The 26,176-nt window shown below is 49.3% G+C and carries 30 protein-coding genes; 14 read left to right on the top strand and 16 right to left on the bottom strand.

Annotated elements, in window-relative coordinates; all coding sequences use genetic code 11:
- Positions 1-18: 18 nt before the first annotated feature.
- Complete coding sequence (locus FSB76_RS01685; RefSeq protein ID WP_147051879.1) at positions 19-789, bottom strand: DNA-formamidopyrimidine glycosylase family protein; 771 nt, start codon at positions 787-789, stop codon at positions 19-21.
- Positions 790-806: 17 nt separating this feature from the next.
- Positions 807-1,037 (bottom strand): hypothetical protein, encoded by a 231-nt coding sequence (locus FSB76_RS01680; protein WP_147051878.1) that lies wholly within the window; start codon positions 1,035-1,037, stop codon positions 807-809.
- A gap of 203 nt (positions 1,038-1,240) precedes the next feature.
- Between FSB76_RS01680 and FSB76_RS01675 the strand changes: the two genes are divergently transcribed.
- Positions 1,241-2,002 (top strand): DUF72 domain-containing protein, encoded by a 762-nt coding sequence (locus FSB76_RS01675; RefSeq protein WP_147051877.1) that lies wholly within the window; start codon positions 1,241-1,243, stop codon positions 2,000-2,002.
- 38 nt (positions 2,003-2,040) lie between these two features.
- On the opposite strand, the gene FSB76_RS33025 is transcribed toward FSB76_RS01675, so the two are convergent.
- Complete coding sequence (locus FSB76_RS33025) at positions 2,041-2,115, bottom strand: hypothetical protein (RefSeq protein WP_317131379.1); 75 nt, start codon at positions 2,113-2,115, stop codon at positions 2,041-2,043.
- 498 nt (positions 2,116-2,613) lie between these two features.
- On the opposite strand from FSB76_RS33025, the gene FSB76_RS01665 reads away from it, so the two are divergent.
- The 3 genes from FSB76_RS01665 (at position 2,614) to FSB76_RS01655 (ending at position 5,069) form a co-directional block, all read left to right on the top strand.
- A complete protein-coding gene (locus FSB76_RS01665) occupies positions 2,614-3,096 on the top strand; it encodes a PA2169 family four-helix-bundle protein (protein WP_147051876.1) in 483 nt (160 codons plus the stop codon).
- Positions 3,097-3,131: 35 nt separating this feature from the next.
- On the top strand, positions 3,132-4,280 hold the full coding sequence (locus FSB76_RS01660; RefSeq protein ID WP_147051875.1) for a bromodomain-containing protein: 1,149 nt from the start codon (positions 3,132-3,134) through the stop codon (positions 4,278-4,280).
- Positions 4,281-4,472: 192 nt separating this feature from the next.
- Entirely contained in the window at positions 4,473-5,069 is a 597-nt protein-coding gene (locus FSB76_RS01655; RefSeq protein WP_147051874.1) for a PAS domain-containing protein, read from the top strand.
- A gap of 83 nt (positions 5,070-5,152) precedes the next feature.
- Here the strand turns inward: FSB76_RS01655 and FSB76_RS32650 are convergent, their stop codons facing one another.
- On the bottom strand, positions 5,153-5,287 hold the full coding sequence (locus FSB76_RS32650; RefSeq protein WP_262713500.1) for a hypothetical protein: 135 nt from the start codon (positions 5,285-5,287) through the stop codon (positions 5,153-5,155).
- Between the two features lie 250 nt (positions 5,288-5,537).
- Here FSB76_RS32650 and FSB76_RS01650 point away from each other — a divergent pair, with 250 nt between their 5' ends.
- Both FSB76_RS01650 and FSB76_RS01645 read left to right on the top strand, forming a co-directional pair.
- Positions 5,538-5,837, top strand: coding sequence for a hypothetical protein (locus FSB76_RS01650; RefSeq protein ID WP_147051873.1), 300 nt, complete (start codon positions 5,538-5,540; stop codon positions 5,835-5,837).
- The gene (locus FSB76_RS01645; protein ID WP_147051872.1) at positions 5,786-6,721 is read left to right on the top strand and encodes an SOS response-associated peptidase; all 936 of its coding nucleotides are present in this window, start codon (positions 5,786-5,788) and stop codon (positions 6,719-6,721) included. Before FSB76_RS01650 ends, FSB76_RS01645 begins: the two co-directional genes overlap by 52 nt.
- Here FSB76_RS01645 and FSB76_RS01640 read toward each other — a convergent pair whose 3' ends face one another.
- From FSB76_RS01640 to FSB76_RS01625, 4 genes are all read right to left on the bottom strand, one after another.
- Complete coding sequence (locus FSB76_RS01640) at positions 6,722-9,943, bottom strand: error-prone DNA polymerase (RefSeq protein ID WP_147051871.1); 3,222 nt, start codon at positions 9,941-9,943, stop codon at positions 6,722-6,724.
- A gap of 68 nt (positions 9,944-10,011) precedes the next feature.
- A complete protein-coding gene (locus tag FSB76_RS01635) occupies positions 10,012-11,514 on the bottom strand; it encodes a Y-family DNA polymerase (protein ID WP_147051870.1) in 1,503 nt (500 codons plus the stop codon).
- A complete protein-coding gene (locus FSB76_RS01630) occupies positions 11,507-12,241 on the bottom strand; it encodes an ImuA family protein (protein ID WP_147051869.1) in 735 nt (244 codons plus the stop codon). Before FSB76_RS01630 ends, FSB76_RS01635 begins: the two co-directional genes overlap by 8 nt.
- Before the next feature lie 11 nt (positions 12,242-12,252).
- Complete coding sequence (locus FSB76_RS01625; protein ID WP_147051868.1) at positions 12,253-12,549, bottom strand: hypothetical protein; 297 nt, start codon at positions 12,547-12,549, stop codon at positions 12,253-12,255.
- An 89-nt stretch (positions 12,550-12,638) separates the two neighbouring features.
- On the opposite strand from FSB76_RS01625, the gene FSB76_RS01620 reads away from it, so the two are divergent.
- From FSB76_RS01620 to FSB76_RS01610, 3 genes are read left to right on the top strand one after another with little or no spacing between them, the layout of a single operon-like run.
- On the top strand, positions 12,639-12,899 hold the full coding sequence (locus FSB76_RS01620) for a hypothetical protein (protein WP_147051867.1): 261 nt from the start codon (positions 12,639-12,641) through the stop codon (positions 12,897-12,899).
- Between the two features lies 1 nt (position 12,900).
- Positions 12,901-13,488: an alpha-ketoglutarate-dependent dioxygenase AlkB family protein gene (locus FSB76_RS01615; protein ID WP_147051866.1), complete on the top strand. Its 588-nt coding sequence runs from the start codon at positions 12,901-12,903 to the stop codon at positions 13,486-13,488.
- Between the two features lie 26 nt (positions 13,489-13,514).
- Positions 13,515-13,763 (top strand): hypothetical protein, encoded by a 249-nt coding sequence (locus FSB76_RS01610; RefSeq protein WP_147051865.1) that lies wholly within the window; start codon positions 13,515-13,517, stop codon positions 13,761-13,763.
- On the opposite strand, the gene FSB76_RS01605 is transcribed toward FSB76_RS01610, so the two are convergent.
- The 3 genes from FSB76_RS01605 to FSB76_RS01595 all read right to left on the bottom strand — a co-directional run bounded on the left by FSB76_RS01605 (position 13,752) and on the right by FSB76_RS01595 (position 15,817).
- The gene (locus FSB76_RS01605; RefSeq protein WP_147051864.1) at positions 13,752-14,171 is read right to left on the bottom strand and encodes a hypothetical protein; all 420 of its coding nucleotides are present in this window, start codon (positions 14,169-14,171) and stop codon (positions 13,752-13,754) included. The genes FSB76_RS01610 and FSB76_RS01605 overlap by 12 nt on opposite strands.
- A gap of 5 nt (positions 14,172-14,176) precedes the next feature.
- Positions 14,177-14,368, bottom strand: a complete 192-nt coding sequence (locus tag FSB76_RS01600) for a hypothetical protein (protein ID WP_147051863.1) — start codon at positions 14,366-14,368, stop codon at positions 14,177-14,179.
- Positions 14,369-14,434: 66 nt separating this feature from the next.
- A complete protein-coding gene (locus FSB76_RS01595) occupies positions 14,435-15,817 on the bottom strand; it encodes a PAS domain S-box protein (RefSeq protein WP_147051862.1) in 1,383 nt (460 codons plus the stop codon).
- Positions 15,818-16,043: 226 nt separating this feature from the next.
- Here FSB76_RS01595 and FSB76_RS01590 point away from each other — a divergent pair, with 226 nt between their 5' ends.
- The 3 genes from FSB76_RS01590 (at position 16,044) to FSB76_RS01580 (ending at position 17,036) form a co-directional block, all read left to right on the top strand.
- Complete coding sequence (locus tag FSB76_RS01590) at positions 16,044-16,481, top strand: Hsp20/alpha crystallin family protein (RefSeq protein ID WP_147051861.1); 438 nt, start codon at positions 16,044-16,046, stop codon at positions 16,479-16,481.
- 61 nt (positions 16,482-16,542) lie between these two features.
- Positions 16,543-16,836 (top strand): hypothetical protein, encoded by a 294-nt coding sequence (locus tag FSB76_RS01585; RefSeq protein WP_147051860.1) that lies wholly within the window; start codon positions 16,543-16,545, stop codon positions 16,834-16,836.
- On the top strand, positions 16,833-17,036 hold the full coding sequence (locus FSB76_RS01580; RefSeq protein WP_147051859.1) for a hypothetical protein: 204 nt from the start codon (positions 16,833-16,835) through the stop codon (positions 17,034-17,036). The genes FSB76_RS01585 and FSB76_RS01580 overlap by 4 nt, the downstream gene beginning before the upstream one ends.
- Here the strand turns inward: FSB76_RS01580 and FSB76_RS01575 are convergent.
- Together FSB76_RS01575 and uvrA are read right to left on the bottom strand one after the other, a co-directional pair.
- Positions 17,033-17,827 carry an HAD-IIA family hydrolase gene (locus FSB76_RS01575; RefSeq protein WP_147051858.1) on the bottom strand — a complete coding sequence of 265 codons (795 nt, stop codon included), beginning with the start codon at positions 17,825-17,827 and terminating at the stop codon, positions 17,033-17,035. The two genes, FSB76_RS01580 and FSB76_RS01575, sit on opposite strands and share 4 nt — an antisense overlap.
- Positions 17,828-17,856: 29 nt before the next feature.
- Entirely contained in the window at positions 17,857-20,367 is a 2,511-nt protein-coding gene (gene uvrA, locus FSB76_RS01570) for an excinuclease ABC subunit UvrA (RefSeq protein ID WP_147051857.1), read from the bottom strand.
- Between the two features lie 89 nt (positions 20,368-20,456).
- On the opposite strand from uvrA, the gene FSB76_RS01565 reads away from it, so the two are divergent.
- Positions 20,457-21,230, top strand: coding sequence for a DNA-formamidopyrimidine glycosylase family protein (locus FSB76_RS01565; RefSeq protein ID WP_147051856.1), 774 nt, complete (start codon positions 20,457-20,459; stop codon positions 21,228-21,230).
- A gap of 10 nt (positions 21,231-21,240) precedes the next feature.
- Here FSB76_RS01565 and FSB76_RS01560 read toward each other — a convergent pair whose 3' ends face one another.
- Both FSB76_RS01560 and FSB76_RS01555 read right to left on the bottom strand, forming a co-directional pair.
- Complete coding sequence (locus tag FSB76_RS01560) at positions 21,241-22,308, bottom strand: SDR family oxidoreductase (protein WP_147051855.1); 1,068 nt, start codon at positions 22,306-22,308, stop codon at positions 21,241-21,243.
- On the bottom strand, positions 22,305-22,598 hold the full coding sequence (locus tag FSB76_RS01555; protein WP_147051854.1) for a hypothetical protein: 294 nt from the start codon (positions 22,596-22,598) through the stop codon (positions 22,305-22,307). Before FSB76_RS01555 ends, FSB76_RS01560 begins: the two co-directional genes overlap by 4 nt.
- Before the next feature lie 76 nt (positions 22,599-22,674).
- Between FSB76_RS01555 and xth the strand changes: the two genes are divergently transcribed.
- The gene (gene xth, locus FSB76_RS01550) at positions 22,675-23,445 is read left to right on the top strand and encodes an exodeoxyribonuclease III (RefSeq protein WP_147051853.1); all 771 of its coding nucleotides are present in this window, start codon (positions 22,675-22,677) and stop codon (positions 23,443-23,445) included.
- A gap of 3 nt (positions 23,446-23,448) precedes the next feature.
- On the opposite strand, the gene ligD is transcribed toward xth, so the two are convergent.
- Positions 23,449-26,172 carry a DNA ligase D gene (ligD, locus tag FSB76_RS01545; protein WP_147051852.1) on the bottom strand — a complete coding sequence of 908 codons (2,724 nt, stop codon included), beginning with the start codon at positions 26,170-26,172 and terminating at the stop codon, positions 23,449-23,451.
- Between the last annotated feature and the right edge of the window lie 4 nt (positions 26,173-26,176).

The following is a 26,176-nucleotide window of genomic DNA, read 5'->3' as shown; positions in this document are numbered from 1 at the left end:
TAACTTTCTCAAATAACGTTACTCAAATAACTCCTGGCCTTCGGTATAGTACGTTTTTCGTGAGGCGATCTCTGCAACCAAAATAGGTTCGCCATTGGGCGTCAGCTTGTGTTTGGGCAGGTGGACCTTTAGAAAATCGCGTTCCTTCTCCGTAATGGTATCCGGGAAGTTTTGAAGGATATGTGCTTCCGCCTCTGTTAATACTTGTTTGATCGCTTTGGTCAGGGTATCGATTTTCGCTTCAGGGATTTTAGCGGCTATAGAAAAAGGGGACAGGTTTGCCGCGTAAAGGATCTCGTCTCCGTAGGCATTGCCGATACCCTGGACGAGCTTTCCATCGGTCAGTACAGTTTTGATCGGCCGGCCGATCTTCTTCAGTGCTGTTTCCAGGTAGCCTTCCTTTAGCGCCAGCGCGTCAGGCACCGTTGATATTTCCGGATCAAGGGTCAGCGTGACCGATTTCTGCCAGTCGGTAATGGCAAGTCCCGTACCATCCGAAAAAAGCAGCTCGGCGATCGTAAACTTATGCTCGTTTTTACTTTCGTACCAGTGCATGGACCCGTACAGCATCAGGTGAAGACCCAGGACATGCCGGTCAAATTCGAAGTACAGTTGCTTTCCCACCCGCCTGACCGCCGTCAGTTGCCTTCCTTCAAGAGCTGCTTTAAAGGCAGCTTCGGGTTCCTTAAGTTTTCGCGGAACCCCAATGTGAATGTTGCTTAACGTCCTACCCACAAGCCGTTTGGCGAGGTTGCCGCTGAATATATTGAGGTCGGGTATCTCGGGCATAAGTATTGTTTTTCCTTTTATTGATAATGGCTCTCTATTCTCAAACCGATTTCCGCAATGGTCTCTTCGGGCAGGATCATGCCGGAGTCCAGCATCCAGTCCCAGTGATCGTTATACGCGATCGACGCCATCCATTTGCCATCAAAGAGAACGTCATAATGGCCGTCCTTCATCACCGCTTCACAATAGATCAATCGGCTGCCATATTCGAGGCCAAAGCCGATCACCGGGTATCCGTAGTCTTCCATCGTTACAAAATAAAACATTTAAAACGAAGATTTTTGCTACGGTACTTCCTTATTATTTAATTTTACAAAATGGAATTTGGACATGTTGACGACGCCATTGCAGCGATTGACTTTTCGCTGCCTCCGGATACGGCCGGGACCAGGCGTACACTGGCCGCAACTAAAGATGACGGTGAATTGCAGGTGTTCGTAGGTGCACCTAAATGGGGCGAGAAGGGCTGGATGGGCAAAATTTATCCCCGGAAAACCGTGGCAACGCTTTGCTTCCGCTCTACTGCAAGAATTTTAATACGGTCGAGTTCGGTCCTACTTTTTATTCGATCTACACTGCAGAGCAACTCAACCGGTGGGTGCAACAGGTCGCTGATGCACCGGGTTTTAAGTTTTGCCCGAAGTTCCCGCAGCATATCACCCATATACGCCGGCTGGCCAATGCGGAAGAACAAACGGCTAAATTTTATGAAAGCCTGGATGCGTTCGGAAATCACCTGGGCCCCTTATTGCTGCAACTGGGCGAAAATTTCTCGCCGAAAAGCTTTCCCCAACTCAAATCCTACCTGCAATCTTTACCGCCGTCCGTGAAGGTCAGTGTAGAAGTACGGCATAAAGATTGGTTTGGCATTGATTCAAATCGGCATGAGCTGTTTGAATTGCTCCGGGAACTAAATATAGGTACAGTGATTTCGGATACCGCAGGCAGAAGGGATTGTGTTCATATGGAATTGACTAACAACCAGGCCGTCATTCGTTTTGTTGGTAACGACCTGGCCCCAAGCGATTACACCAGGATGGACGAATGGGTGGAAAGGCTGAATACCTGGAAAACCAAGGGGCTGAAAACAGTATGGTTCTTCATGCACCAGCATAACGAACAATTTGTGCCTGAAGCGTGTGCTTATTTGATCAAACGCCTTAACGAAAAGTTAGGTACCTCAATTGCCGGACCCAGGTTTCTGACTGAATAAGCGCGCAAACATCCGGGACATTTAGCTTTTTTAACGAATTATGATTTGAGCGCCGTCGCGCCGACGCCGTCGATCTTACAGTGAATATGATGATCGCTTACTGTTAAGCGGATATTTTTGACCTTAGTGCCGGTCTTACTGGTTTGGGATGTTTCTTTTACCGGAGGTTTTTAACCGTGACCACCGTATCGCCGTTCACCAGAATATTGCCATTGTTATCTTTGAACCCTCCTGAGGTGTCGTTTATGCTACTGTGCGCTATTCATGACGATATTCCAGGCAAACCAATAGGGTAATCAGTTCATAGGTGTAAGGAGACAATCAACCTGGAAAAGATATAATAAAAAAGTGCCGAAATAGTCCGGCACCTGGTTCGTCGGGCACATTGCCGATTGAACCTTTTCCGAAATTTAGCGACATATTAATGTTCTTTAAAGGATACAAATTGTCTTATAATAACAATTTCTTGCGTGGTTAAAGTTGGTCGTTTTTTTTCAACCGGGACATTTTTTTGGTGTATTTATGGGCAAATAGGCCTAATAAACAATTATACCCCCAGGCGTTGTGTATTGGCTGTTGTTTTGTCATCAGCACGGTATCAAATCAAACTCATGGAAAACATCAAGGCATCATCATTAAAAACCAAACAAGAAGTTATCGGAGACCTGAAGGAATTATTACAGCTCGTGAACGACAGCAAGGAAGGCTACAAATCGGCGGCGGATGCAACGGAGTCGGCGGATCTGAAAGCTTTATTTTCAAAGTTATCCGGTGAGCGCATCGTGTATGCAGCCGAATTGAAAGAGCATATTGCCCTGCATGGTGAAGATGCTGTAAATGAAGCTGGAGGTATTCTGGGCGGTTTGCACCGTAGCTGGCTTGCCATCAAACAAGTTTTGAGCAATAATGATAACCTGGACATTTTAAAAACGATCACCACGGGGGAAAGAGCGGCAATCGAAAAATATGATGTGCTCATCGCTGATTATGCGGACCACGCAGATCATATGAAACTATTAGCAGAACAGCGCGATGGTGTTCAAGCTGCGCTTGCGGCCATAGAGAAAGAGATCGTTATCCGCAACGAAGATTAATGTTTAAATCGTCATACTGTATATCCTGAGCCTATATGGAGCAACGCATTTTTACCCTGGAACAAGCGGAAATCGCTAACTTTCAATTCGATCTTCAGGTTCGCAATTTTTTACTGGGCTGGATAAGGGAAAACGATGATTGTATGTCCCTTCGGTTTGATCAGTCGATAGCTGAATATCTGGCTAACAATGCTTTAAGAGATTTCTTTTTAAACACAAGGCAACCCGTGGTTCGACTATTGAAGAACCGCGCGGTGGCTGGTCACCTGGGGCGAACGGCGGAACATGTTTATTTTGACCCCGTGACTGGTGATCCGCTATTTGCATCCTCGGAACAGCGTTTTTACAACCTGGCGCGGCGGTTAAACAGTGAACAAATTCATATTCCGTTTCGTTCTGTACACCCTGGCAAGCAGACTGAAACCGGCGATACTGCGGATATTAACTCTTACCCGACAGGGTCAGAACAGATCCGCTATAATAGTGGCAACCATTTTTCCAGCAGACCGGCCAATGGAAATGTACTTGAAGAAAACGGGAGGCGCTGCATGGCTAAGTCAAAGGATAATCTACACATCCTTTTCAAGCGCGGGTTTCTGGAAGAAAGGTTGAACGATATAAAAACGCTTGCAGCAGATCTACATCAAAACGGAAAAAGGAACCTTCAATTTTTCGTGATCTGCAGCAGGCATTCGCCAAGGGAGGGACATTTTGGCGCTTCACTGGTCATTATGGATCCTGCGATCCCCGAATTTCCAAAACGTGTGATGGTCTGCGATACCCTGATGAAGGAATTGCCGCACCGGCCAGGGTGGTGGAATCATTTTATTCAGGAATATACCAATGTGTTTGGTGATGCCATAGCAGAATTAATCGAAGATGTTTCGCACCCTTTGCAGAAAATAAATAATAGGGGTGACGAACCCTTTCGCCATGACTGGGATTGTCCGTATTACGTAGCCAGCATGGCCGAGGCGCTGGCGGAACTGGTTACTAACTGCCCCGGCCTCTTACTGAATGGTAGCGCATGGGAAATTCACGGGGCAATGAAAAAAATTATGCCTGATTATTACCTTGCAACGCAGGAGATAAAAGACAGGATTACCATTCAGCAAATCAACCGGTTAAAGCGGTGGAATAGCGGTCGTGAGGTCATCAGACACTGGGTAACAGAAATTTTCTAAGCGAAACATGAGATTTAGGTGCTTCGAAGGAATCACCGAAAGATATTCAGGTTTCCGTATTATTTTCGCATCAATATTAAACAGTTGTACCATCAAACCTGGTGGGGCATTACGGTACTCCGCGAATTATTGGCAATGGTTCCGTACCCGGAGCCGGGCAAACTGGCATATTAATTAACGCAACTTTAAGTCATGCAGTATCATCCTCAAATAAACGCGTTTTTAAAGAACTCTTCTTTTTTTTATACCATAGCAATTGGTATGGATAGCAGGTATTCTTATGTCAGTAAAAATTATGATCGGAATTTTGAATTTACCAACGGCACTTTATTGGGACGGCATTTTAGTGTCACGCTCCATCCGGAAGATGTAGCAATTTGTGAGCAGGTCGGTATGCGCTGCTTTTCAAAACCGGGAGAGCTATTTTCGGCAACGTTACGAAAGCACGATGGCCAGGGCGGGTTTGTGACAACACAGTGGGAGATGCAGGCGTTATTTGATACGGACGGAAACCCGGATGGTATTTTTTGTATTGGTTATAATATAACTGAATTCGTAGACGCAAAAACCAAACTTGATTCTGCAAACAACCAATTAAGTGAAATTGGCTTTATACAATCTCATGCTGTACGCAAGCCCCTGGCCAACATTATGGGATTAACCGACCTTATATACGATAACGGGGATGAATTTACCCGGGATTTATGTGAAATGCTACAGAAAAGTACAGTAGAGTTAGACCAGGTAATTATCGAAATATCTAATAAAACCACACTAGATGTTAGATAATTGCGCTATTCATACTTATTTTTTCCTAGGTCGACCAATCGAAGCAATAGACTTATTGATTATTATTAACTATATTAATATGTTCAGAAAGGGATGCTGGAAATTTTCTCGGGGCAATTGGCCAAATGGCAAAATATCGTTCCGACCCTTGGATCGAATGTGGTTTGGGTTTTTACAGCTATGAGCACAATAACCTTGCGAATAAATTTGTCGGGCATCAATCGGTTTGTATAAGTTTAATGAACAACCGGGAGGCGATTAGAATTGAAACTCACGCGGGCGAATTTAAAGTATAGCAGGTGGGATGAGATGCAATTATCAATCACATAAAAAATAGCCTGGATGATCATTTTACAATTCAGGGTGGGGTAAATATCGGGATGGATTGGCTGCTTATAATTCAGCATTTTTTTTGTTTTACTAAAATATTTAGCATGTTTGTTATTGTTAAATAAATTGTAACTTTAAATGGCAGTTAAACAGCGATTTGAAATAATTTACAAAGATTCGGCGGCGAGCGTAGTGGAATACAGCCTGCGGAGCGGCAGGGTATTTCGTGTTAAATTTATGGATGACGCCCTGAAACCTTTGGTGGTTACGGTTGCCCGTGATGCAGACGATAAAAAATTCTGGACATCCGTGCCGGAGGGGCGGCAGCAACTGGCGGCCGAAATCGGGAAGCTGATTGCCACTTACATTAGAAATTACCAGGAGATATGTGTTACTATAACGGTCAAAAAGTCACCCGCACCGAGTTTATTCGACTGAAAAAGCTCGAAAAGGAAGTCCGCCGCTACAATTTTTTGAATGTGGGCGTTCACAATGGTTTCAATTACGCGCCCTGCGCGATCCTGGTTCCTTCAGCGGACGGCAGGGATTTCGACATCGTACAGGCGGAATGGGGCTATGTCCCCGGGTTCGTGAAAACGCGGGCGGAGGCTAATCTATTCCGGGCAAAATATACCACGCTCAATTTTAAATCAGAAAACCTTTTTGTAAAAGAGGACGGTAAACGTTCCATGTGGGCGGATGCCGCCAAAAACCGCCGTTGCCTGGTGCTGTCTACCGGCATCGTGGAAAGCCGCCATGTGCCAAAGATCGGCAAGAAAGGCCAGCAGTTAAAAGAAACGATCAAATACCCTTATTATGTGACGGTGAAAGGGCAGGAGTACTTTTTTATGCCCGGCCTGTATAACGAATGGCTGGATCCTGAAACCAGCCAGTTTGTAAATACCGTCGCTATTGGTATCACAGAAGCCAATGCGCTGATGCGCCAGGTCCATAATTCCAAATTGCGTATGCCGACCATTTTAACGGAAGACCTCGCGTATGAATGGTTACTCGAAAAACCATCCGAAGGACGTTTAAGCACCATCGCCCGTACACAGATACCTTCGCGCTTGCTGGATTTCTGTACGATCGATCCGGATTACCGCACCGCCAGAGAAGCAACGCCCCGTGATTTCCATGATTTAGCGCCGATAGATACGGCTTACCTGGATGTTGCCGAGGAACTGCAGTTTAACCACTGGCCGGAGGATCTGGAACCGGTACTGGCCGGCGGCGAGCTTGCAAACGTTGGGTTAGCTGACACGACCGTCCGAGCCAATTCTGCGCAGCGCATGAAGCCCCAGGGCGATCTGTTTAGTTGATCATTTAAAATTCCTCCCCTTGTGCAAGTAGTTGGCTGATTCACTATCAGTCGACTTCAACGGCTTTTCCATCGGAATGAATGGCGATGATTTTTCATCCGCCCTGGAAAGCGTTAATACCGGTTGATGATCATTTTTTATCTCAGTCAGGTTAGCGAGTAATTTGGTAATATCAAATACCCTGCGGACAATGATGTGCGTGACCTGGGTTTGTTCAACCACCCCTTCAACCATGAGTAGTTTCGCATGTAAGATCTCTTTACGGTATTGATCGAAAAGTTTTGGAAAAACAACCAGGTTGGTCGTTCCGGTCTCATCCTCCAAAGTGATGAAGCATACGCCTTTTGCTGTCCCGGGCCGCTGGCGGATAAGTATCAGGCCTGCCGTTTTGATCAGCTTTTTATCTTCCGTCTGATTGGCATCCTTTGCTGTTTTGATGTGCAGCATTTCCAGCTGATGCCGGATAAAGGTGAGCGGATGCCCTTTTATCGAAAGGCCGGTCGTGGCATAGTCCTGTACGACATGTTCTGACAGGCGCAATTCCGGCAGATTGGGTTCTGGTTCCTGCAGGCTTTCTGAGGGTTGGCCCTGCATCAGCTGTACCGGCCTGTCATGAAGCGCGGCAACTTCCCAAAGGGCATTCCTGCGGTCAAGGTCCATGGAACGGAACGTATCAGCGTTGGCCAGCCTTTCCATCGTAGCGATACTCACCCCGGCGTCGCAAAGCTGATGCGGCTGCGTATAAGTTTGGTTTGGCCGTTGGCCCCTGCCTGCTATTAGTTTATCAATCTCCGCTTGTTTGATGCCGTCGATCTCCCGAAGGCCCAGGCGCATGGCGAAATACCGGCCCTGTTTGGCTTCCAGTATGTTGTCCCATTGTGAGCGGTTGACGTCTATCGGCAAAATGATCACGCCATGTTCCCGGGCATTGCGAACGATCTGTGCCGGTTGGTAAAAACCCATAGGCTGGCTATTCAGCAGCGCCGCACAGAAAACCTCCGGATAATAGAATTTGAGCCAGCAGGATACGTAAACCAGCAAAGCGAAGCTGGCCGCATGGCTTTCTGGAAATCCATAACTCCCGAAACCTTCCAGCTGTTTGAATATCCGGCGGGCATACTCTTCCGAGTAACCCCGGGAAGTCATACCATTGATTAGCTTATGCTCGAACTTACTAACCATACCGTTAAACTTAAAAGTGGCCATTGTTCTTCTCAGCAGGTCGGCTTCACCGGGCGTAAAGCCGGCGGCGACAATGGCCAGCTCCATGGCCTGTTCCTGGAACAGCGGTACGCCGAGCGTACGTTCCAGTATAGACCTGATCTCATCAGAAGGGTAATCGACGGCTTCTTCACCATTTCGCCGTCTGATGTACGGATGCACCATATCGCCCTGGATCGGGCCGGGCCGTACAATGGCAACTTCAATCACCAGGTCGTAAAAACAGGTCGGGCGCAGGCGGGGCAGCATAGACATTTGCGCGCGGCTTTCTATCTGAAATACACCAAGTGTATCTGCGGCTGTGATCATCTCATATACTTTGGGATCATCCTGCGGAATATTAGCCAGCGTCAGCGCTCTGCCATAATGTTTCAGGACAAGGTCAAAAGCCTTGCGGATACAGGTAAGCATACCCAATGACAAAATATCCACTTTCATGAAACCCAGCGCGTCGATATCATCTTTGTTCCATTCTATATTCGTCCGGTCTTTCATTCGGGCGTGGAAGATCGGGCAAAGATCGCTGAGCTTGCCGTCGGTGATGACAAAGCCGCCGGTATGCTGGCCAAGCTGCCGCGGAAAGCCGATAAGCAGGCCGGTGAGTTCGATGACTTTCAATAGATGCGGGTCCTGAAAATTCAGGCCGAGTTTTTTGAGTTCGGCCGCAGTGATCTCTTCATCAGAAAGATCGCCGTAGGCATCTGACAGCATTTTAGTCGTATCCACCGACAGCCCCATCGCGCGGGAAACATCGTTGACCGCGCCTTTGTAATGCAGCATAAATACTGTGGGCAGAACGGCGGCGCGGTCGCGGCCAAATCGGTTATACACGTATTGCATCACTTCTTCCCGCCTTTCATACTCAAAATCCACATCGATGTCAGGTGGTTCGTTACGTTCTTTGGAAAGGAAGCGGGCGAACAGCAGATTGGATTTATCAGGCGCGACAGAGGTGATGCCGAGTACAAAGCAAACCGCTGAGTTGGCGGCGGAACCGCGCCCCTGGCAAAGGATGTTTTGGTTACGCGCCCAGGTGACATAGTCTTCCACGGTCAGGAAATAATCTGGTACGTCCAGCTCGGCTATGATCTCCAGTTCATCCTCAATGGCTTTTTTTACCTTTGTGGGAATAGTATTTTTGTAAAACTCATTCGCCCCTTTCCAGGTGAGGTAAGTGAGCTGTTCCATCGGCGTCCTCCCGTCCGTAGTTAGCTCGCTGGGATATTTATATTTCAAGGATTTGAGGTCAAAAGTGCAGGCATCGGCTATTTTCCGGGCATTGCTGATGGCTTCGGGGTAATTACGAAACAGCCGTTCCATTTCTTTTTTTTCTTTGAGGTGGCGTTCGGCGTTCTGGTGCAGCTTATACCCCGCATTGAAAATATTGCACTTTTCCCGGATACAGGTGAGCACGTCCTGCAGCTCCCGCCGGTTAGGATGATGGTAATGCACATCATTGGTGGCGACCAGCGGAACGCCGAGTTCAGCTAAGAGGAACAAGCGCTTGGCATCGTCACCCGTATAGTACCTGGTCGCGGCCATGTATAGGTTTGACAGATGGGTTTTGTAGTCTTTGACATGATGCGTAAAGACCAGTTCAAACTCAAAATCGGGCGTGATCTTATCAGGCGGTATAATGATGAATATCGACCCTTCAGCGTGGTGGTAAACATCGCTTTTGGAGATATAGCATTTTTCTTTTTCCGCGCGCAGGTTGCCCAGCGTAAGCAAAGCGGAAAGGCTGCCGTAAGCTTCTTTATTGGTCGGGTAAGCCAGCAGGCTCGGTCCGTCGAGCAGGTCGAGTCGAACGCCGGGAATTAATTTAATATTACGGTCTTTGGCAACCACATAGGCGCGAACCAAACCGGCAAAAGTATTGCGGTCGGTCAGGCCGATGGCATCATAGCCGAGGTCAGCCGCCTGGTCGACGAGTTCTTCAGGGTGACTGCCGCCGCGCCGGAAGCTAAAGTTGCTGGTCACCTGTAATTCGACATAACTCATGGCCGTTATTGTGCTGTTGTAAACCTGATGAAAGTATTTTTAAATCGTATTGTTGTTTTTTATTACGTTTATGCAAAAAACCCGTGCAGGTACCAGTGCTGGTTATTTTCTGCGTTGTAGTGCCCGGAGCGGAAGAGCCAGTACCTTTTGCCGTCTTCGTCTTCGGCGATATAGTAATCGCGGTGTTCGCCGGGTTCCAGCCACCATTCGCGTTCGATACGTTCAGGCCCGTCGGCTGCGACGATCACATGGAGCCTGCCTTGCCAGCTGAATTGTTTTGGCGGGTAATCAGGCGTAAGCGCCATAGCGGTGATCCGTTCCGGCTTGTCCAGTAGCTGCATTGGGCGCGGTTTATCCGTGCGCCAGTCGCTTTCGGGTTTCTTTTTGAGGTTCGTATTAGCCTCCGGTGTGCGTTCGGGCCAGTAATGCTCACCGGGCAGGTAACGGTTGATGTGTTTGGTGCCGATACGGACGGCAACACGGTCAAGCAGTTCGGCGACCTCTTCGCTGCCCAGGGTGCCTTTGGCTGACCAGAGTTCGCTTTGCTTATCGCTGACGGGTTCGGTCTGGCCGGCATCCAGGGTAAAAAGTTCGATACCCAAACCGGGGGCGACATTATCCAGATGGATGAAGAACAGTTTGAACAGGTGCTGCACGCGGTTGCTGGCATGGTTAGTGCCGATCGTGATATGGCCGTTCTTGCCGTCTACCCGGTACCAGGTCAGCGTAGCGCTGCGCAGCCCAAGGCCTTCGCCGTAAAGGCGTTTGCACAACCTTTCCAGCAGGTTGTGCAAAGCGATCTCGATAGTGGGCCGGGTTTTAATGGCTTCCAAACATTCCAGCCTTTCCGTGTAGGGTACGGGCTCTTTCAGCGGGAAGAGGTATTCTACTTCCAGGCCGCGTGCCTGGTTGAGGCGCAGGATCATGTTTTTGCCGAAGCGGCGGCGCAGCACGCTGTCGGGCATATAGATGAAACTGCTGATCTGATGCAGGCCCAGGTTGCGCAGTTTGAGCAGCTGGTCAGAGGGTAAACGGAGTGCTGCAGGCGGAAGCGGCATGAGGGCGGTACGGTGTTCACCTTCAGGGATGATCATTTTGTCGGTGCCGCAACGGGCGACGCCCCAGGCGGCACCGATGGTATCGGCGATAGCAGGACGCACATCATAGCCGAGGATTTTCAGTCTATTAGTGATGTCCTGCAGATAGGCTTTTTCCCCGCCTTTCAGATGGGTGCAGCCGGTAACATCAAGTAATAAGCCGTCTGGCGGGTCGAGCTGCACGAGTGGCGTATAGCGCAGGCACCATTCGGCCAGGCCGGTCAGCAGTTTGGTATTCCGGCCGGTTTTACCGTCAAATACCTGGAGGTCGGGAGCGATGACACGGGCATCGGCAACGGTCATGCCTTCGATAACGCCGTACTTTCGGGCCTCATCGGTCAGCGCGGTAATGAGCATTCGTCCATGGTCAGGTTCGGCGAAGACATAGGCCTTCCCTTTGAGGCCGGGCTGGCGAATCGCCTTCCAGTCTGTCAGCAAATGCCGGAACCAAAGGGATGCAAAGCGCTTAGGCATATTTTCTGGTTTCTTCTGTATTTGTTGCAGCGTTTGGTTTTGGAATTATTGTTTTGAAATGCTGTTGCTTCCATTCTATCGTCCAGTTGCCGGGTTTTCCGTTCTTGACTTTCAGTAGTTCCACCTGCCAGCGGGGATAGCCGACCCCGGGCATGCCGGTTCTTAACTGGCTGCGTACCGGGCGTATCCGCCAGCGGGTAACACAAGCCGTAGTATTGACTTTTTTGACATCTTTCCGCAGTACGAAACCGGTCACATGGCTTTTTTCTACGGCCAGCTGCAAACGCTGGGATTCAGTGAAACTAAGATCTTTGGTTTCACAAATAACGGTAGCTACGCCCTCGCATTTAAGCGCTTCTTCGGCGACCCAAAGCACATCTTTTTGCAGGGGCACATCCACGAAAATGACGCGGTCGGGATCTACGCCGAAGAGTTTGAGCGCTGGCGGGTAGATCCTTCGGGTATAACTGATCCACAGGCAGGTACCACCGCTGTCTAATAGTTTTTGAACCAGGCCGGCAATGAATCCGCCGCTGGCAGCGGTGTCCTCCGGACTGCTGCTGATAAACTCGTGGATGGCCCCGGTCGGAAATACTCCGTCGGGAAAGGCGCCGGCGACGATACCGAGGCCGAGATCATTGCTGGCACCGGGCTGCGGCGGTCGGAAGCCTTCCCAGTTCATGATCTTCTGGCGGAGGCCGCTGATAATTTCTTCCTTGGTTTGCATAGTACAATGTTTTAAAAGTCAAAGGCCATTTGATCAAAATTCAGTTGGCGGCTGCTGTTGTACCGGCGGATGGCGGGAGCGATCACTTTGATCTCATCGTGCGAAAAGACCTCCTCCTCGCTGTAACCGGTAATTTTTTCACGTGACAGCGGTTCTTCTTCGATGTTGACAAAGACCACCGATTGGCGGTTAAAAGTCCTGACCTGGTAACGCATAAAACCCGTTTCATCAGCCAGTTGATCCAGCTGTTCAGCGGAGATGGTCGTCAGTAAATTAGTGAGTTCGAGTTGTAAATTAAAAGGTACCATGATTGTCAATTTTGAGGACTATAAAGTTATGCTAATATTTTTAGCATTTTTACTATCTTTTTTACATTTTTTTCTTCACATTTGTTTTTATGAGAAGCAAGTTGTTTAGTGACAGACCGGAAACGGTGCGTACAGAAGGCAGAAGATGGGTGCGGGTTTTCCCGGATGCAGGTGAAGGGCACCGGCTGTATGACCCGATGGAAGAGCAGGAACTGGGGCGGATCTTATTTGATGCGGCGGGTCACTGGATCTATGACGGGCAGGTTTTGAGTGTTTATGAACAGGAAGATGTGGCCGGCTTTATCACCGGGCATCACAAAGAGATGGATGAGTTGATCAAAGATCTGTAAAATGGAACAATTGAGTTTTTTCGCGGAGGCGGGCCAGAGTAAGGATTTGCCATTGGATATGCTGGAATACCGGGCAGGCTTGTTCAGTGTTGCGGAAAGTGATGTATTTTTGGCGAAGTTCATTTCGGAAACGCCCTGGGAGCAGACAACCCAGAAACTGTGGGACAAAGAATACCTGACGCCCCGGTTGACCTGCTGGTACGGGGACACGGATAAGATCCTGGGCACGCGGCCCTGGACACCGGAATTGCAGGCGATAAGGGAGCGCGTTGAGCCGCTGGCGGGCATCCGCTTTAACAGTGTGCTGTTAAATTATTACCGCGATGGCAACGATTCGGTGGCCTGGCACAGCGATAAGGAAAGTATCATGGGCAGCCAGCCAGTCATCGCTTCGGTGAGTTTCGGGCAGGTGCGCAGTTTTGATATCCGGCGCAAAAGCGACCATAGTGAAAAGTATTCCGTGCGGCTGGAGCATGGTTCATTTTGCCTGATGAAGGCGGGGCTGCAGGAGGCTTTTGAGCACCGGATCGCGAAATCGGTCAATCCGATGAAGGGGCGGATAAATTTAACTTTCCGGTTGGTGATCTGACCGGGCGATATTATTTTAGCATCGTTATGACGGAGACGTTTATTCTACCAGTTGATTATTTGGGGACCGAGCATGAGTTTAAAGCGCGGTTGGAGCGCTATGGCTATACGCACCGGATAGCAGTGCTGATCGATGAGCATACGTTTAATTTTGAACCGGATGAGGAAGGATGTTACCGGGCGATAAATACGCCGGAGCAGCCGAAAGCTCCCAATGTGGTAAGCATTAATTTGCTGCGGGCGGTTGCCGAAAAGCTGGCGAAATTAGGCGCCTGAGCTGTTCGCTTTTATCCGGCGAATAATTTCTGCTTTCAGATCGGTATCGTAAATATCACCGCCGGTGACTTCCCAGTCTTCTTCCAGCAGTTCGAGCTGCGCGGCGGGGTCGCGGTTGATCATGACCACAAAACGGCCTTCGAGTTTTACGATGCTGATCTGGTGCGTGATGCGGTTTTTGCCGTATTTGAATGTTAATTCAGGTAATTGTTGTTGTTCGGATTCTTCTTTGACCAGTATAATGCCATTATCGCTGGGCCGGTGTTTACCGGCGGCCAGGTCCTGGATGCAGTCGACGATTTGCCAGACCTCGTTTTCAGTCAAACGGTCGCCTTCATACCTCCACTCAAAATAAGCGACACCGGTAAAATGCAGTTCGCCGAGGTAACCGGGATTGGCTTCGCCCATCAGGGTCAGGCTTTCCAGATATCGCTCATGGGCCTCACTGTAATTTTGGTGTTGCTGAGGTTGGGGAAGCCGCGATAAAGCTGGAAAGTGCCGGTGGCTTTGACTTGTTTTTCCTCCTCCAACGGTAAGAGCGCAGCTTCGATGATATCCCAGGTATTATCGGCGCGCCGGACTTGCAGGTTGATCGGATCGGTCATGAGACAAATCTAGAAAAAGCTTACTTAACTAGGTTGGCTGTTTTTCCGCCACTGTCGGTTAACTGTTCAGACCAGGTCGTCTGTTAAACCGGTGATGTCGATGATCACCTGGTCCAGGTCTTCGGCCGATTTTTTCAGCATCGGGATGATCTCAGCATTTGGGGAATCGTGGAGGTCGCAAAGCTGGACAAGCCCCAGGATACTGGCCAGCGGCGCGCGGACGCGGTGGGACTGTATCCAGGCGATCTCCCGCAGCCGCCTGTTCTGGTCTTTAATTTTAAGAAGGTACTCTTGTGATTCGGTGATGTCACGAAGGAAACAGTTTACACCGATGACCTCGGTATGCATGTCGCGGATGGGGTTAAAACTTAATTCCTCGTAAACCTGTTTGCCATCGATGTCCCGCTGCCTGATGAAGCTGAAAGCCTCACCCTTGAAGGCCCGCTCATAGCTTTCAAAAAAAACCTTGACCCTTTCCTGTATAAAATCGGCATTGGTTACTTCGTCCTCTTCTTTGCCGGTCAGTTCCTTTACCCGGTCCCAGAATGCCTGGTTACCTGTAATGATCTTGGATTGTTTATCCACCGACCAGATCAGGTCGCGGGTGTTGTTAATGATCGCCCGCAGGTTCTGCCCGTCGTTATAGATCTTTTCCTGTATCTTTTTTTGTTCGGTAATATCGACGAAATAAACGGAGATGCCGTCCTTGGTCGGGTAGACGTTCATGGAACCCCATACCCCCAGCGGCGCGTATAGTTCTTCAAAATGCACGCTGACCCTTTCGTTCATGGACCGTTCATACTCGGCATAGAACCGGCCTTCTCTGGAACGCGGGAAAAAGTCCCAGAGGTTCTTGCCCATCACTTCTTCCTTTTTACAGGCCAACGCCTTTTCGGCTGCCTTATTAATAAATGTGACTTCCCAATGCTGATTCAACGCATAAAAACCATCGGTAATACTGTTGAGTATATTTTCAAGCTCGGCAGATTTCTCACTGACGATCTGTTCGGCCCGCATCTTTTCATCGATATTGACGATCAGGACCTGGCGGGCGTCTTTTCCCTTAAAGAGGGTATGGTGGGTATAAACGCTGACATAAAAGCGTTGCCCCGCCTTGTTGATATGCAGCATGCGGCCCGCGTTCACATGGCCTTTTGGCAAGGCTTCATGAAATTTGAGCAGGGCGGGGATCTCTTCCGGCGGCCGGATGTCGGTGAGTTTCAGTTTTTGCAGGAACTCATCCCGGGTGTAACCATATTGTTCAATGGCAGCATCGTTCACGGCCAGAAACTGAAAGGTCCGGTCATCATAGATATACATTGGCGTGGGTATGCCATCGAAGAGCCGCTTATAATCCTCCGAGCTGTTCGCCCGCTGTTTACCGGATCGTAAGTAAAGCACTATAGCAATGACAACGATCAAAACTAACCCGGCACCAGCGACATCCATAACAATAAGATTAAACGGTTTATAGGGCGAAAGTACGTGCAAGTTAGGGTTTTTATTCGGCACGGAGGCAAATGAAAATTTGACACTGGCGCTGAAAATTTTTCAGTGGGAAACTGTAATTTTTTCAGCATTAACCGGCTGGCATGACCCTTGTAAAAAGCCTGTTAAGTTTAATTAATCTTTTGTTCAACTATTTTTTAAAGTAAAACTTAAAGGAGAAGAGGCCATGACCTTAGTTAAATTCAACAACAAAGCTAACAACACATTAATGCCAGGCTTTAATGATGTTTTTGATTCAATCTTCAATGACACTTTCTTCAGTGACCGCATGGTGGCCCGCGTACCTGCGGTGAACATCAGCGAAAGCGAGAATAACTACCATGTGGAACTGGCTGCGCCGGGTCTGAAAAAAGAAGATTTCAAACTGAACCTGGAACGCAACCAACTGACCATTTCGGTGGAACAAAGTGCCGACCACCAGGACAACCAGAAGAACTATAGCAAACGTGAATACAGCTATAGCTCGTTCATGCGTTCATTCACCCTGCCTGAAAGCGCTGACCATGCCAATATCGAAGCTTCTTATATTGAAGGCATTCTACGCATCGATATTGCTAAACGTGAAGAAGCCAAAGCGGTGCGCCGTCAGATCGAGATTAAATAAGTGCTTTATAGTCTTTAACCAAAGAGCTCCTGCTTGCAGGGGCTCTTTGATATTAGATGCTATGGAAACGCAATTCTATATCTTACTGAGCCTGAAAACACCGCAGGGCTTCTGCGACTATGGTCAATATTTCTTTGGCAATGACCGGCAGGCTGCCTATGAATTGTTCAGGCAACTGAAAGGCAGTGAAAAAATCAAAGATAATTGCCTGCTTCATATTGACCTGATGGAGACTGTGGACGAAATACCTGTAAAGATTAAAACAATTTGCTGTAACCTGGAGGAGCTGGCCTCTAACTGCAAGTTGATCGCGCGGGAAATATTCCGGCTTAAAAATCTGGAGGATATGATATGAGCAAGGTTGAACATTTCAGGTCACTGCTGTTTGCTGCACTGGTTTGTTTGCTAATCTGGGATGGGCTGTTATGGATAACCGATCCTGTCCACTGCCTGCCCGCAGGCCATAAACAATTGCTGCTCACCGGGACGTTGCTTTGGTTTATCCTGGTGCTGTCAGGTAAAAACAGGGATGATGACTGGGCCGGTGAATGCTAAGGTTTCGTCCACCATTTTAAAGGAAATTCGATCTCATCTACCGAGTCAACAACAAGGTGTGGCCTGTACCCATATTTGATCAGTTGTTCCTTGTCTGCGATCCCGGAAAGGACGAGTATCGTTTTGAACCCCATATAAATACCGCCGATAATGTCGGTTTCCATCGTATCGCCGATAATGGTGACCTGTTCCGGCTGCAAGCCCATATAAGCTGCTGCCGAGCGCATCATCACGGGGCTGGGTTTACCGATCACGAATGGTTCTCGCCCCGTAGCTTCTTCGATCATAGCTGCCGTAGCGGCAATGCCCAGGTTGTTCCAGCCCTCGCGCCGTGGCGAAGGGTCGCGGTTCGTGGCGATGAACCGTGCCCCGGCCAAGATCATATCGACTGCGTTATGCACTCTTTCTAAACTGAATTCCTGTCCTTCGCCGAGGATAACCAGATCGGGTTTTTTATCGACCATAGGTATCCCGGCATTCTTCAGGCTTTTCAACAAGCCTCCCTCACCCAGCACATGGACGCAGCAGCCCGGGTAATGTTCTGTCAGAAAAGTAGCCGTTGCCATGGCGCTGGTATAGATATGCTTTTCCGTAACGTTTATCCCCAGCTTCGCGAGTTTTTCAACGGCATCAGCGCGGCTTTTGGAACTGTTGTTGGACAAGAAGGTGAAAGGTATCTTATCTTTCAGCAGCCGTTTTATAAATACATCTGCGGCCTTGATCAGTTCTTCACCGGCGTAGATCACGCCGTCCATATCGATCATTAAGCCATGCTTTGTCTGAGTTTCCATGTTATTAATACAATGTCACGTCCGGATTGTTAGTTCAGATGTTTGGCCAGGTAGGGCGCGGTGCGGCTTGCGCTATGCCGGGCAATTGCCGGTGGTATCCCGGTGGCGACGATCTTTCCCCCGTCTTCACCGGCTCCAGGCCCGATATCGATCACCCAGTCGCTGGCTGCGATCACCTGCATATCATGCTCCACCAGGATCACGGTGTTCCCAGAATCGACCAGGCGATTCAGTTGCAGCATCAGCCGTTCCACGTCCGAGGGATGCAAGCCGGTGGTTGGTTCATCCAGGATGTAGAGCGTTTGCCCGTGCTGCGCGCGCTGCAGTTCGGTGGCCAGTTTGATGCGCTGCGCCTCGCCGCCGGAAAGTTCCGTCGCAGGCTGACCTAAGCGCAGATAGCCAAGACCAACTTTGCGGACGACTTCCAGTGCGCGGCTAATAGTTGGTTCTTCATCAAAAAAATCAGCGGCAGCGTCTACGGTCAGACCAAGCACCTCTGCTATATTTTTATCCTTATATGTCACTTCGAGCGTTTTGGGATTATAGCGCGTGCCGCCGCAGGTCGGGCAGGGCGTGTAAACACTGGGCAGGAATAGTAGTTCCACCATGACAAAACCTTCGCCTTCGCAATGCGGGCAGCGGCCTTTAGCTACGTTAAAGGAAAAGCGGCCGGCATCGTATTTTTTTGCTTTCGCCCTCGGAGTAGCGGCGAACAGTTTTCGCACGTGGTCAAACAGGCCGGTGTAGGTGGCCAGGTTGGATCGCGGTGTGCGGCCGATGGGTTTCTGGTCGACCACGACCAGGCGTTTGATATGATCCATGCCGGCAGTGATCTTACCGCCCAGCGTTTGTACTTTGGTTTGTTCGAGCGGGTCCGCGTCGGTTTCACCAGTGATATCTACCTGCACACCTAATTGTTCAGCGACCAGTTCTACCAGTACCTGGCTGACCAGGCTGCTTTTACCCGAGCCGGATACACCGGTTACGCTGGTCAGCACCCCCAGCGGAAATTCCGCATTTAATTGGTTAAGGTTATTCCGGGTGACGCCTTCCAGCTTTAACCAGCCTTTGGGTACCCGGGGATCATTGGCCGCTTTGGCTGCTTCCCCATAGATATAGTGCCGGGTCAGCGAAGCTTCAACTTCCTTTAATCCTTCCGGCAGGCCACTATAGAGGATGTGCCCGCCTTTTTCGCCGGCTGCGGGGCCGACGTCCACGATCCAGTCGGCATGGCGGATGACATCGATCTCGTGTTCGACCACGAACAGGGAATTTCCGGAGGCTTTAAGTTTATCCAGCGCCCGGAGCAATGCCTCGGTATCGGCGGGGTGTAAGCCTGCTGAGGGTTCATCCAGCACATAAACCACACCGAACAGATTGGAGCGCACCTGCGTGGCGAGTCTCAACCGCTGCAATTCACCCGGTGACAAAGTCGGTGTGATGCGTTCGATGGTGAGGTAACCCAAGCCCAGGTCCAGCATGACCTGCAGCCGCGCCAGGAAGTCTTCAGCGATACGTTTAGCGACGATCACTTTTTCCGGATTTTTCGCCTCCAGCTTTTTCAGTGTCGGTGCATCGCCCTTAGCATAGGGCCGGAAGATCGTGGCCAGCTTGTTCAGCGCCAGGCCGGATAGCTCAGCGATATCATAACCGGCAAATTTGATACTGAGCGATTCCTGCTGCAGTCTTTTGCCATGGCAAAGCGGGCATTCGCTGCTGAGCATATACTGGCTGACGCGCTTTTTCATCAACGCGCTTTGCGAATTGGCAAAAGTATGGCGAACATACCGGCGGGCCCCGGTAAAGGTACCCATGTAATCCGGCTGGCGCTTGTTTTTGATGAAACGCTGGATCTCCTGATGACTGTAGCCGGAATAGACGGGCACGACTGGTTGTTCTTCAGTAAACAGTATCCAGTCCCGGTCTTTTTTGGGCAAGTCCTTCCAAGGGACGTCGATATCGTAACCCAGCGTGGTCAGTATGTCCCGCTGGTTCTGTCCCTGCCAGGCCGAGGGCCAGGCGGCGATAGCCTTTTCGCGGATGGTGAGGGTGTCATCCGGCACCATGGTTTGTTCGGTGATCTCGTAAACCCTGCCCAGCCCGTGGCATTCCGGACAGGCGCCTTCGGGTGTATTGGGTGAAAAGGATTCGGCATAAATGATACCCTGTCCCTCGGGATAATCACCTGCACGCGAATAGAGCATGCGGAGCAGGTTGGATAAAGTGGTGACGCTGCCGACCGAGGAACGGTTACTGGCCGAACCCCTTTGCTGCTGTAAGGCCACCGCCGGTGGCAACCCCTCGATCTCATCCACTTCGGGGATAGCCATTTGGTTAAATAGGCGGCGCGCATAGGGAGATACCGATTCCAGGTAACGGCGCTGCGCCTCGGCATATAACGTTCCGAAGGCCAGTGATGATTTACCGGAACCGGAGATACCGGTAAACACGACCAAAGCGTCCCGCGGGATCTCCAGGCTGACATTTTTCAGATTGTGCTCCCGTGCCCCCTTAACTTTTACAAACCCTTTAAATTCCATGCCTTTGCTAACAGGTGCCCGGCGCCATTGTTTTTATGTTTTCCGGCAACAGTTTAGCTGCTTCGTTGTTGACCTTAAAAAAGACCATCATGGCTGAACTACCCGACCTGACCGTATTCGCGCAGATCCTTACCCGGAGATTTAAAGGCAAAGTGCTGGAAACAGTTGATGTCACGGTCGCCAAAAAGCTAAATGTGACCACTGCTCAATTAAAATCAGCATTAGAAGGGCATGAACTGACAGGCGTGTCCCGCGAGGGCAAGACCCTGCAGTTTCATTTTGACGGCGGCCAGGTCTTAGGGCTGCACCTGATGCTCCGGGGGGAACTCATCAGTCTGGACGGTGACAAAATACCGCGCTTCCAGGTCATGGCCTTTCATTTCAAAGGCGGCGGGGGCTTTGCAGTCGTTGACCTGCAAAAAGCGGCCACACCAACTTTGCAGCCCAAACCGGCCGCGGCTCCGGATGCCCTGCAATTGGAAAAGGACACTTTTATCAACTTACTGGCTAAAAAACGTTCGGTCATTAAAACCTTATTGATGGACCCTAAGGTGATGCGTGGTATCGGCAATTCTTATACCGACGAGATTCTCTACCATTCCCACATCTCGCCATTTTCGATTGCCAATGCGATTCCGGAGAAATATGCGGTGCAGCTCTTCAAAAGCATGAGGATGGTATTAGAAAAGGCGATTGCAGATATTGCCGAAGCCAATGGTGACGAGCTTACTGGTGAATTAAGGAATTTTATGGCTATCCATAACCCGGCGTTAAAAAAGACGGCGAAGGGCGAAGAAATTTTAAAAGATAAGATCGGCGGACGGACGACTTACTATACGAAGGCGCAGGAGTTATTTGTCTGAAGCACTAAGCTTACGGAATAAGTTTGGCGCCGCGCAATTGTGCAAAGAGATCGTAAAAACTCTCTTCCGTCTCCTGATACGCAGTAAAGCCGAATTTGCGGCTTTTGGACATATCGGTCATCACTTCAATTGGCCTGCCGAGATCCAGGTCGGTATGCCAGGGACTGGCCAAATGATTGAGGTCTGTTTCTTTCAGGTCGTACTTTTGCGCGATCTCCTGCCAAACAGCTATATCATTCACCATCGTTTGCTCCAGTAGATGAATGGTGCCGTCAAAACCTGAAGACTCAACGCTAAAGTAAGCTGCGATCTTATTCCATAGGCGGCTCCAGCGAAAAACATCGCCATTCACGATATTGAAGGCTTGGTTACGGGCAGCTTCCGTAGTGGATGCCCAAATCAATTGCGCGGCAAGTATCCTTGCATCGGTCACGTCGGATAGGCCGTTCCATTGGGCGGCTGAACCGGGGAAAATAAAAGGGCGGCCGGCTTCCTTGCAGATCGAAGCATAGACCGCCAGGGTCGTGCCGAGGTTCATGGCGTTACCCACGGCCTGTCCGATGACAGTATGCGGACGGTGGATGCTCCAGCTAAAGCCATCGCGTTCGGCAGCAGCGTAAACTTCGTCTTCCTGGGCATAATAAAAGTTTTCGATGTCCAGCCTGGGATGTTCCTCCCTTAAAGGAGTTTCCGGCAAGAATCCCGCTTTGGCATAGGCCTCGAACGGCCCTAAATAATGTTTTAGTCCGGTAACCAAAGCTACGTGCCGAACTGATTGGTGAATGGTCAATACTTCCAGCAGGTTGCGTACCATCAGGCTATTCACCCGGATATTCTCCGCTTCCGTTTCGTTCCGCATCCAGGTAGTGATGTAAACATGGTTAGGCCTGATCGTTGCCAAAGCTTGTAGGAGGCTATCTTTATCCAAAAGATCGGCTTTTAGGGCTTGCAGACCGGCAATGTCATGGCTTGGATTACGGGCCAGTCCATAAGTTTCCCAACCTTCAGCGATCAATTGTTTGGCCAGGTTACTGCCTGCGATGCCGCTGGCACCCACGACCAATGCGCTATTGCTCATGATGCCTGCTGTTCGAGGAAACCAATCAGGTGTTCCTCCAGTAATTCCGCATTGTAATCACTCTCCGTAGCCAGCAGCGTAACCGTCAATTCCACGTCGGTTATGGCGATATTAAGCGCGGGCCCTTCGATTACTTCGGGAAAGGATATATTGATCTCGTTGAATACATGCGCATATTCAATAGCCAGGTTGGAACCTAATTTGCTGTTGATATAATCCGCGAAACTGGTCTTTAATAAGTCGAAGAGCTTCTCTGCGCTGAGTGGCTGAATGTTTTTGATTGTTGTCATAGGCTTATAGAAGCATCGGGACAAGATTTAGTTTGATGTTTAGGGAACTATATATGGCGGAAGATGTTGTTCATGAGTGAAAATTGCCACTTATAATATCAACGGGATTAACGGGCGGATCGAAAATTTGAAGCGCTGGCTGGCGCAAGCAAATCCCGATGTCGTTTGTTTGCAGGAATTAAAATGCGAGGATAAAAGGTTTCCTGAACAGGCATTGCTTGATGCCGGGTACCATGCTATTTGGCATGGACAAAAAAGCTGGAACGGCGTTGCATTATTATCACGTTACGGAGAGATCCAGGAAACCCGGCGTGGATTGGATGGAGATCCGGACGATACCCACAGCAGGTATATTGAAGGCTTTATCAACGGAATTGTCATTGGCTGTTTATACCTGCCAAATGGCAATCCATTCCCCGGCCCGAAGTTCGATTATAAATTGAAATGGATCAGGCGACTTACCGCTCATGCTAAAAAGTTGCAGGGCTTTGATTTGCCGGTCGCATTAATTGGCGATTTTAATATTATGCCAACCGACCAGGATACCTATAAGCCGGTGAAATATAAGGATAACGCTTTATTCCGACCGGAGGCAAGGAAGCTGTGGCTGGAATTACTGAAGTTGGGTTGGACAGATGCGATCCGTAAACTATATCCTGATGATCGGATTTATACCTTTTGGGATTACTTGCGTAATGCCTATGACAGGGATGCGGGTTTAAGACCTGACCACTTCCTTCTAAATGGTAACCTTCAGAGCCGCCTGAAATCGGGCGGCGTTGATAAGGATGTTCGGGGCTGGGATCATAGCAGCGACCATGCGCCGGCCTGGATAGTAATCGACTAACTGCTAATGAAATTTACTTTTCACCTTCTTCAACGTTTCTTCCAGGTCAATCCCTTTGCCTAACACGCCTTTAAACAGATCACCGGTTTCTTTGAAACGGTCCATCGCATTCCTGATGTTGAAATGTTGTATGGTTAAACCGGGTTTTACCTCATCCCAACTTAAAGGCGTAGATACAGTGGCGCCCGGTTTTGGACGCAGTGAGAATGGTCCGGCAATCGTAGCCCCGGGACGGTTCTGCAAAAAGTCGAGGTACATCTTTCCGTTCCTGGCAGCGATGCTTCTTTCGAGACTTGTATAGTCCGGGATTTGCTTATGCACCAGTTTCACAACGATGTTGGCAAATAATTGTGATTGCTGGTAGGTGTATTTAGCCCCCAGCGGGATATAAATGTGCATTCCTGTCGACCCGGAGGTTTTTGGATAGCTGGGGACGTCAATGGCATCCAGTATTTCTTTGGTGATCCTTGCAGCCTCAACCACCTGGTCGTAGGTATGCTTATCAGGGTCAAGGTCGATTACGCAATAATCCGGGTTGTCAGGGGTCTGCGCACGGCTGAACCAGGGATTGATCTCGATACAGCCCAACGAATTCATCCAAAGTAAACTGGCCTCGTCCGTTCCAACGAGGTATTTGGTGACCTTCCCTTCATCTGTTACGTGATCAAACGTTTCGGCCCAATCGGGTGCTTTATCGGTCACATTCTTTTGGTAGAAACTCTGTCCGTGGATACCGCCCGGAAAACGGTTCAGCGACATCGGCCTGTCCTTCAGGTATGGCATCATGAGTTCGCCCACCTTGTAGTAATAATTGAGCATATCGCCTTTGGTCACCTTATCTTCGGGCCAGTATAATTTGGTTACGTGATTAAACTTCAGTTCGTGGCCGTATATCTTCTTGGTTTGCGTGTCCTCGGTCGGGTTAAGCAGCGTTTTTCGTTCCGTATTTTTTACGGGATCAAGCTTTAATTCCGGCTTTTTAGTTTTCGATGCGGACTTTTTGGTTTGCGCTTCATTTTCTTGATCCGTTTCCGCTACGGTTTCTTCCGTATGTGCAGGCTTTTCCAGTATGACATCTTTAGCATTCTTATCGATGCGCATGCCTTTGAATGAGGCTTGCCTAAAGACACCGTCGCTGGTCACTTCGGCGAATCCAACTTCGCAAACCAATTCCGGTTTCAGCCACGTTGGTTTAGCGCCCAAGCGTTTTGGCCGGAAGCGGGTAGGCTTATCGACGTCTACTTCAAAATCAAAGGGGCTTTTCTCCGTAATCAGCGGTATGAACTGGCCCATCATTTCTTTTTGAAGCTTGTCGGAAAAACCGGTCCCGACCTTGCCGACAAATTTCAACTCACTCTTTTTATCGTGTACACCCAATATTAACGCGCTGAATGATTTGCCGGTTCCTTCATTTTTGGTAAAGCCGGCAATCACCACCTCCTGGCGGCGCTGTACTTTTACTTTTAGCCATTCTTTACTGCGGAGATCAGAGGTGTAAACACTATCCGCCTTTTTCGCGATGATACCTTCCAGTCCCATGCGTTCTGCTGCGGCGAAGAAGTCGATTCCATTGGCATCAAATACTTTGCTTTGACGGATGTGGTCGTTTTCTGTCGGCAAAATGCTTTGGAGTATCGCTTGACGATCCTTTAAAGGTAAGCCCGTTAAATTCTTTCCCTCGTACCATAGAATGTCAAAGATGTAGTAAACCAGGTTGCCGTCCGCTTCACTGCGCCAGTTTTGCATGGCACCAAAATTTGAAATGCCTTTTTCATTCAATACCAATAACTCGCCGTCCAGCACGGCGTTCATATTCCACTTTTTTAACGCATCGTTGATTGGATAGTATTTTTCAAAGGGAAGATTGTTACGGGAGATCAGGCTTGCACCTTCTTTTTTATCCAGTACTGAGATCGCGCGGTAACCGTCCCATTTTACCTCGAACAGCCAGCCGGGTTGGTCGAAAGGCTCATCCAACAAGGTAGCTTTCATCGGTTTGATATTGGTGGGTACTTTTGATTTGGGCGCTGATTTTAAAATTTTGACGATGTCGGATTTTGTAGTTTCGGGTTCCGTTGTTTCGATCTTGTCCGCCAGTTCCTGTTCGGGCGCCACGCCTTCTTCATGCCCGTGCTGCCAAACCTTCTCACTGGTTTTGGCCATGGTTTCGATGGTTTTGCCGGATAGCACAGATTTATCCTGTTTGGTCACATCATCGCCGGTCGCGAATTCATCCTTGTGTTTGATCATCAGCCAGGCATTTTCCCCCATGCCGTGGGTTTTCACCAGCGCAAATTCACCGTTCAGCTTTTCGCCGTGCAGTTTGATTTTCAGTTGGCCGGAAGCAAGTTGTTTTAGCATTGCTTTTTCCTGCGCCTTTTTCCCCTTGATGGGTTCGATTGGCTCATAGGTGCCCTCGTCCCAAACGATCACCGTCCCGCCGCCGTATTCCCCTTCCGGAATAATGCCCTCGAAATTTAGATAATCAAAGGGATGATCCTCAACCATCATGGCCAGGTGTTTTACCTTTGGATCAAGCATCGGGCCTCTAGGTACCGCCCAGCTTTTCAATACGTGGTCCATTTCCAGCCGGAAATCATAATGCAACCGGGACGCGTCATGCTTTTGCACCACGAAGATCAGGTGATCGTTGTCCTTGCTGGCCCCGGCCTTTGGTTCGGAGGTTTTTTTAAAATCCCTTTTTTTGATGTATTCTTTCAGGCCCATAGGC

It is taken from the genome of Mucilaginibacter ginsenosidivorax, assembly GCF_007971525.1.
GTDB lineage: Bacteria > Bacteroidota > Bacteroidia > Sphingobacteriales > Sphingobacteriaceae > Mucilaginibacter > Mucilaginibacter ginsenosidivorax.
This window is presented reverse-complemented; position numbering and strand designations above follow the sequence as displayed.